At 49.9% G+C, this 8,197-nt stretch carries 7 protein-coding genes; 5 read left to right on the top strand and 2 right to left on the bottom strand.

Annotated elements, in window-relative coordinates:
- Nucleotides 1-182: 182 nt before the first annotated feature.
- Both ACLTD4_RS31825 and ACLTD4_RS31820 read right to left on the bottom strand, forming a co-directional pair.
- Nucleotides 183-818, bottom strand: coding sequence for a GNAT family N-acetyltransferase (locus tag ACLTD4_RS31825; RefSeq protein ID WP_117623574.1), 636 nt, complete (start codon nucleotides 816-818; stop codon nucleotides 183-185).
- Between the two features lie 77 nt (nucleotides 819-895).
- Complete coding sequence (locus ACLTD4_RS31820) at nucleotides 896-1,477, bottom strand: TetR/AcrR family transcriptional regulator (RefSeq protein WP_055660939.1); 582 nt, start codon at nucleotides 1,475-1,477, stop codon at nucleotides 896-898.
- A 192-nt stretch (nucleotides 1,478-1,669) separates the two neighbouring features.
- On the opposite strand from ACLTD4_RS31820, the gene ACLTD4_RS31815 reads away from it, so the two are divergent.
- The 5 genes from ACLTD4_RS31815 to ACLTD4_RS31795 all read left to right on the top strand — a co-directional run.
- Complete coding sequence (locus tag ACLTD4_RS31815; protein WP_117623575.1) at nucleotides 1,670-4,003, top strand: efflux RND transporter permease subunit; 2,334 nt, start codon at nucleotides 1,670-1,672, stop codon at nucleotides 4,001-4,003.
- Nucleotides 3,990-6,233, top strand: coding sequence for a hypothetical protein (locus ACLTD4_RS31810; protein ID WP_320995761.1), 2,244 nt, complete (start codon nucleotides 3,990-3,992; stop codon nucleotides 6,231-6,233). The genes ACLTD4_RS31815 and ACLTD4_RS31810 overlap by 14 nt, the downstream gene beginning before the upstream one ends.
- Before the next feature lie 321 nt (nucleotides 6,234-6,554).
- The gene (locus tag ACLTD4_RS31805; RefSeq protein WP_055660934.1) at nucleotides 6,555-7,145 is read left to right on the top strand and encodes an SOS response-associated peptidase; all 591 of its coding nucleotides are present in this window, start codon (nucleotides 6,555-6,557) and stop codon (nucleotides 7,143-7,145) included.
- Nucleotides 7,146-7,199: 54 nt separating this feature from the next.
- A complete protein-coding gene (locus tag ACLTD4_RS31800) occupies nucleotides 7,200-7,622 on the top strand; it encodes a putative ABC transporter permease (protein WP_117623577.1) in 423 nt (140 codons plus the stop codon).
- 154 nt (nucleotides 7,623-7,776) lie between these two features.
- On the top strand, nucleotides 7,777-8,197 hold a 421-nt coding region (locus tag ACLTD4_RS31795), incomplete at its 3' end, for a M15 family metallopeptidase (protein WP_412331879.1).

Here is an 8,197-nt window from a genome sequence, read left to right as displayed (position 1 = left end):
CACCTCAGGAAATCATCTGAATACCCCGTTGCCTGCGGCGGGATAGGTGACTCTGTTCGTATTCCGGAAATTCCATGATACGGCTCCAATAACGGATGTAACCAGATCGTAAATAATATTTCCTTCTATGTACTCCTTTAAAATCTGTTCATTTTCCCGGTCAACATCGTACAGTTCCGGAATCAGGATTCCTTCTGATTGACCGTCAATGTTTCAGGCATGCGACCGTCTTCCAGCTTCTCGATGAAGTGAACCGGATATTTGTTCCAGTATTTTTTGTAGACGCGGTCCTGGTCTGCGTCAAAATTAAGCTGGTACATCCGAAATACCACCAGAATATCTTTGGGCTGCCACTGCTCCTCATAAGAGTACTGATAGATCATGCCGATCTTCTCCATGACCCGGCCGCTTCCCGGATTCTTACGGTCATGAGTGGCGGTAATATAGGGTAAATCTGTGGTTTTTAGTTTCCAGATCAGCGCCCGGCAGGCCTCGGTCATGATTCCCATCTTCCAAAACTCTTTTTTCAGACCGTACCCCAGGTCGTGGCTGTCGTCATCGCTGACGTTAATATATCCGATGGGGATATCATCTGTTTTGAGGCAGACCGCATAATGGTAACCGCTGGGCTGCTCGTAAGTACTTAAATAGTGTTCTTTGAGATACTGCCCGGCCTCCTCCAGCGATGTCAGCGGGAACATGGGCAGAAACTGATTGACTTCGGGATCGCTGAGTATGGTGAACAGCGCTTCGGCGTCACGCTCTGTAAATCGGCGCAGGCGCAGGCGTTCGGTTTCAATGACAGGAGTATTATCCATATGTGTCTCCTTTTTCTATTGTTTTTTTATTCGTGTAACGGTGAATTTTTCTTTACCCCGTTTTAATGCCCTAATGCTTAATGCCCCCAGAGATTTTGTGCCACCTGCACGGCAGATTTATCTGCGATTTCCGCGATCTTTTCTTTTGACTCTTTCATGCCGTTGTTGATCCAGCAGCGCAGGACTCCGGTCAGGCCGAAGGTGATGAATTCGATGAAATAGGTGAGTGTCACATCGTCGATTTCGGGATACTGTTTCTTGAAAACAGCGGTTCCGTTGTCAGAAATGAGCTGGTGGAAGCGGTTGACGAAATCGCTGGATGCACTGTTTTCAAACAGAATTCTGGCAATTTTTACGTTTTCTTCAATATATTGTATAACAGGCAGCAGGATGGGCATCAGCGATCCGTTCTTTGGACTGCACAGGAAATTATCAATCATATCCTGGAAATCAGCCAGTACGTCGGATTCCATCTTCTGCAGCAGATCGTAAGTATCGGTGTAATGATTGTAGAAGGTTCCTCTGTTTAGATCCGCCCGTTCCGTGATGTCCTTGACGGAAATATTTTTAAAATCTCTCTCGGTCATCAGCTCAATCAGGCTGTCCTTTAACATTTTCTGGGTCCTGCGGATTCTCCGGTCCTCTTTCTGTGATTCCATATTATTCTCCTCACAATCCTTTTTAAAAACAAAATTTATCAGTTTCGATTGATATTAAACACAAATGCAAATAAGTGATGTTTAACGTACAAAGCAGCGAATCGTTGCTTATTGAAATATACCGACAAGTGAATTATAATACACATGTGTTCAAAAGCCAATGATTGTACAATAATCAAAAGGTGGGCAATAATGAAAAGAAACAGCGATATTTTCAATCAGGTGATTCGGTTTATTGTGTATCACGGGAAGATCATTGAGAAGGTTTTCCTGGTAACCACGATTCTCTGTGCCATTTGTTTTCCGTTTGTAGGGGTGAATTATGATCTGAGCAAATATCTGCCGGATTTTGCACCGACCAAACAGGCGCTGGATGTGATGGAAGCGGAGTTTGGCTATCCCGGTATGGCGCGGATCATGGTTAAGGACGTATCTTTACAGGAGGCGAAACGCATCCGGGAAGAGATATCCGCGGTCGATGGGGTGGATCTGGTACTGGGCTCCGACGTCTCGACCGACGTCTATATGGGAGCGCCGTTCCTTAATGAAAGCATGACGGAGTTCATCGGCGTCGATCTGCTGGCAATCGATGATTACTATAAAGATGGGAATGCCCTGATGGACATCGTCTTTGAAGATAAAGACGGAGAACCGCGCACCAATGCGGCCATCGAGGAGATCTACCGGATCGTCGGAAAGGACCGGGGCTGTTTTGCCGGAAGCGCAGTGTCCAGCAAGGAGCGTGAGGCCTCGATCACCAGGGAGATCACCATGGCGATTGCCATGTCAATCGTTATCATATGGCTGATCCTGACACTGACGACCACGTCGTGGATGGAGCCGTTCCTCTTTATCTTCGTAATGATCGTGGCGATCGTATTGAATATGGGATCGAACATCGTCTTCGGAACGATATCCTTCTTTACCTTCTCCACGGCGGCTATTTTGCAGCTGGCGGTGTCGATGGACTACTCCATTTTCCTGCTGCATACCTTTACGGCCCTGAAAAACAGGGGCATGGAGATCCATGAGGCCATGGTGGAGGCGATCAGGGAATCCTGCAGTTCCATTCTCGCCAGCGGAGCGACGACGATCGTAGGATTCATCGTCATTGCATTTATGCGTTTTACCATTGGTAAGGACGTCGGATTCGTCCTGGCAAAGGGCATCATATGCAGCCTTCTTACCGTACTTCTGCTGATGCCGACGCTTATTCTCCGGTTTGACGACAAGATCGTGAAGACGGCGCATAAGCCGCTCATTGCCTCATTTGATGGATTTGCACGGGCCATGTACAAGATCCGGGTTCCGGTGTTCCTGTTAGCGGCCCTGTTAGCGGTTCCCTGTTATTTCGGCCAGAGTATGAATAAGTTCCTGTACGGCGACGACGCCATCGGCGCGGGGCCGGGAACGCGGGTCTATGAGGACACGCAGGAGATTAACAGCCTGTTTAAAAAGTCCAATATGACAATCTGTATCGTGCCGAACGGTTCCAGTGTGACGGAAAAAGAACTGGCGAAGGAACTGGAGAATCTGGATTTCGTCAACTACGTGATTTCCATGTCGGGCACCATGCCGAACGGGATTCCGGAAAGCTTTCTTCCCGAGGATTTAACCAGCCAGCTTCGCAATGAGGATTACGCCAGAATGCTGATCTCCATGGATACGTTGCAGGAGAGTGACTATGCATTCGAGTGCAGTGCCAGACTGGAGGAGGTCGTACATAAGTATTATCCCGATCATTCCTACGTAATTGGAATGACGCCTACAACCATTGATATCAGGGATATTCTGACGGAAGATTATAATAATGTATCACTGCTGTCTCTGGCCGGTGTGGCGCTGGTAGTATTCATTACCTTCCGGTCGATCCTGGTTCCGATCCTCGTGATCGTACCCATCGAAGTTGCCATCTATTTAAATATGACGCTGCCCTACGTGATGGGGGACAGCATGATCTATATCGGTTACATTATTGTCAGCTGCCTGCAGCTGGGGGCCACCATCGATTACTCGATTTTGATGACAAACAACTATCTGGCATTTCGTAAGGAAAAAGGCCGCCGGGAGGCTGCGGTCGCCGCTGTCAACAAGAGCACGCTGTCCATCATGACATCGGGCGGTATTTTGATGGTGGTTGGCTATCTTTTGTACTTTACTTCGTCCATACAGGCGATCTCCCAGGTAGGGCGTCTGGTAGGGCGCGGGGCATTTTTGAGCGTGACACTGGTTCTGTCCCTGCTTCCGGCTCTCCTGTCCGCATTTGATAAGCAGATTAAGCGGCAGCAGGAGAAAGCGGATGCGCGGAAAGAGAGAAGGCGGAAACGTCTGGCGGCGGCTAAAAATCTGACGGGGGCGAGGAACGTGGCGTCGGAGGAGAGTGCGGCGCCGGAGAAGAACCTGACACCAGCAGAGCGTCCGGCTTCCGCAACAGGAAAAAGCAGTCCAGAGGAAAACATAACTCCAGCGCAGACCGGAGAGTCAGATCAGAAGGAAAAGGGAGATGACAGCCATGAGGAAGAGTAAACGGATTACAGCGTTTGTTTTAGCAGCAGTGCTTGCATGCGGCCCGACCATGGAGGCGGGAGCGGCGGCAGACACCCCGGTCTGCGATGAGACGCTTTATATCACCATGGACCCCTATGGGGAGATAAAAGAGAGCAGTGTCGTAAAGAGCTACACCACGAATGGAAGCAGCCAGATTGTCGATTACGGCACGTACAACAGAATTACCAATATGACAGATCACGCCGAACCGGTGACGGACTCGGAGGGGAAGCTTACTTTTAACCTGGAAAATTCAGAGGATCGCTTCTATTTTGAAGGCGGCACGGATACCACCAGGGAAGAACTCCCCTGGAATATCCAGGTGAGCTACCGCTTAAACGGACTGGAGAAGAAGGCGGAAGAGCTTTACGGCGCGGCCGGCCTGGTGGAAGTAAATGTGGATCTGATACCGAATAAGCAGGTATCGGATTATTATCGCAATAACATGGTTCTCATGGCTGGAACCGTTGTGGATATGGATAAAAACCTGAGTCTGGAAGCGGAAGGCGCTCAGGTCCAATCGATGGGAAATTTAAACGCGGTTATATTTTTCGCGCTTCCGGGAGAAGAGCAGCACTACTCTATCCGCATTGGAACGAATGATTTCTCTTTCAGCGGTGTCGTGTTTACCATTGTTCCGCTGACCGCAGCCCAGCTCGATAAGGTGGGGGATTTGCGCGAGGCGAAGACGACCCTCGAGGACTCTGCGGATGCCATCAGCGACAGCCTGGATACACTATTTGATACATTCGACGGAATGCAGAAGAGTGTGGAAGATACGGCCAACGGCCTGCGCGGACTCGATCACAGCCGCCAGCTTTTCGCAGACTCCAAGGGTAAGGTATACGCCGACGCTGACGAGGCTCTGGCTGGCCTAAATGAATTGTCCCAGCAGTTTGAACCATTTTCCGGGCATATGAAGGAGGCAGAAAAATTCCTCGATACCATGAATTCCCATGTAAATGAGCTGACCGGCCATCTCGACGATCTGTCGCCGGATCTGGAGGACATGAAGGCCACCATGCGGGATTTAAGAGATGATTTACGGGGAATCAGTTCCATGTTAAACAGTCCCCAGGTGGATCAGGGAGCACAGGCATTTATGCAGCTGATGGAAAAGACAAAAGCAGATTTAGAGACCTTCAAACAGTCGCAGGCAAAGCTGGATGGCGGTGTGAGTGCGCTGGCGCCTGCACTTGCCGGGCTGATCGCATCGACCGGCGGGCTAAGCGGTAAAAAAGCGGAATATTTCAGTGAGGACAGCCTGGAAGATTTAATCGGCGAGATGGAGAGTGCGGGAGTGAATCTGGGAGATGAGGATGAGGTCGCTTCCTATCTGAGAAATGAGGTTGGCATGGCCACCGATGAGATCGATGCGCTCATGAGATATGCTTCTCAGGCACTATATGAGACCGCTACTGCTTCCCAGCCAAACACGGGTAATATCGCCGCTGCGGTTGGCGCGATCGTCGAAGGCTTCCATGGCACTGCGGGAAACACCGGACTGATTACGGATATACAGACCATGATCGGACAGACAGAGGTCCTTTTGCAGGCAGCCGCCTCCCAGAAGGGAAATGCGGTGGGATTGCTGCAGAATACGGCGGATATGTCCCATCTGGCAGCCAGCATGTGCAACACGCTGGACGATATCATTTCCGATGCAGACAGCCTGACCAAGACGGTCAACTACTATCACGAGGATACGCTGGATACTCTGAGGGATCTGGGGAAAATGACAGACACCGCCGCCAGGAGTTTAAAATCCCTGACCATGTTCTGCACCTCCTTTGAAAACCAGATGAAAACGGTGGGCGATTCTTTAAACGCCAGCACCCAGAAGACACTTAACGGTCTGGCAGGAACCCTGGATGGAATGGGAAACGGGCTGGATCAGACAGACGTGCTTAAAAATGCAAAGGATACAATTAAAACCCTGATCGACGATAAATGGGATGAGTATACGACAAAGGATACCACCATTTTGAATATCGATATGGACGCAAAGCCGGTATCCCTGACATCGGAGAAGAACCCGTCCCCGCGTACCGTGCAGATCATTCTGCGTACCGGTGAAATCAAGGAAAAGGATAAGAGCACCACTGCAGAGGTGGATGAGAGCTACCACCCGGAGGGAAATGTGTTCCACCGCATCGCCAGTATCTTTACGCGGATCTGGAATATGATTACGTCGCTGTTTCATAAATAAAGAATTGTGAGAAAAGGTTCCGGAGCTGTTAAAAGCGGCCGGGCCTTTTTCTTTGTGGGATATCGAAACATCAGGCGCGATATGACATTGCATTTGACAGAGTAGTACGAAGGCATTAGAATTGATAGAATATAAAGCATACTCATATTTTAACAGGAATCAATGAGAGCTGTTTCGGGAAAATACGTAATAGTTTGGAGGATCAGACCACGTATGAAGCGGCAATCCTGTGTGGCTGCCTGATCGGCGGCATCGAAGTGTATTTTTAAGAAAAACATGGAATACTACCAGTAAAAACAGGGCAAAGGACGGGAAAATCGTATGTGCGGACGATATTATGTGGATGACGAGACGGCGCGGGAGATCGAAAAATTAGTGGAAACAGTCAATGACAAGCTTCGCCTGGAGCGGTTGAGAAAGGATATTCATCCCACAGATGAGGCGCCGGTTCTGGTGGCGGGAGACGGGGAAATGAAGCTGGAATGGCAGCACTGGGGTTTCCCTAATTTTCAGGGGAAGGGCGTGATCTTTAATGCCAGGTCTGAAACGGTTCTGGAAAAGAAGATGTTTCGCGAGAGCATTCTGCATCGGAGAATCATCATTCCCTGTACCTGGTTTTATGAATGGAACCGGAAAAAAGAGAAAGTGACATTTTACCGGGAGGACGCTCCGGTCATCTTCCTGGCCGGTTTTTACAATGTGTTTGGAGACGAAAAGAGATTTACGGTTTTAACGACGGAAGCCAACCAGTCGATGGTCAGCACCCATGACCGGATGCCGCTCATCGTCGAGCCGGATCAGATGAAAGACTGGGTACTGGATGATACAAAGTTCAGTGGAATGCTGAAACAGACCCCGGTGCTGCTGGAGACGAAACAGGAATACGATCAGCAGGAACTGAAATTTCTATAGCAATTTACGGCAGAAAGAAGCATATCCTTTACAAAGAGTCTGAGGCGGAGGGAGATGCTGGTGAAACAGACGGGCAAATATCTGCTCCTGTTTGTAACAGGGGGCCTTCTATATAATATCATGGAGATTTTACTGCGTGGCTGGAGTCACTGGACCATGTTCATTCTGGGCGGCGTCTGTTTTATCTGCCTTGGTTTGATCAATGAACTGCTTCCGTGGACGCTGCCCCTGTGGAAGCAGATGCTTCTGGGGGCGGCGGTTATTACATATTTTGAATTGATTACGGGGTGTATCGTCAATATCTGGCTGGGGTGGAATATCTGGGATTACAGCGGACTGCCCGGTAACATCCTTGGGCAGATCTGCCCGCAGTTTTCCTTCTTATGGCTCTGGATCAGCCTTGCCGGGATTGTACTGGATGACTGGCTGAGATACTGGCTCTTCGGAGAGGAGCGGCCCCGTTACAGACTTGTATGAGACGACCGCTCAACGTGAGCGGGGGAACGGCTGTCCACGAACTGTCATATGATATCTTAGAAACACTTATGTTTACGCATGGAAGGGGCGGCTTTCAACGGTGAAAGACGTCAGCCGCCCTTCGGCCGGAAACATGAGGAAAGGAGATAATCAGATGAAAGATATCACATTGTGCCATCCCCGTCTGCAGGTATTGGCCGCCAACATGGTGGAAGAGTGCAGAAAACAGGGACTGGCAGTTAAAATAGGCGAGACGCTGCGCACCAGAGCGGAGCAGGATGCGCTTTACGCACAGGGCCGCACAAAACCGGGCAGTATAGTGACCAATGCGCCGGGAAGCTCTTACAGTTCGTTTCATCAGTGGGGAACAGCCTTTGACATCTATCGAAATGACGGGCAGGGAGCCTATAACGAGACCGGCGGCTTTTTCGAAAAAGCCGGCGCGGTAGGTGTGTCGCTGGGCCTCATATGGGGCGGAAACTGGAAATCTATCGTGGACAAGCCGCATTTTCAGCTGGCCGATTGGGGCAGCTCCACGGAGGAGATCAAACGGCTGTACAAAGACCCCGCTGAAT

The organism is Hungatella sp., from assembly GCF_046966825.1.
This window is presented reverse-complemented; position numbering and strand designations above follow the sequence as displayed.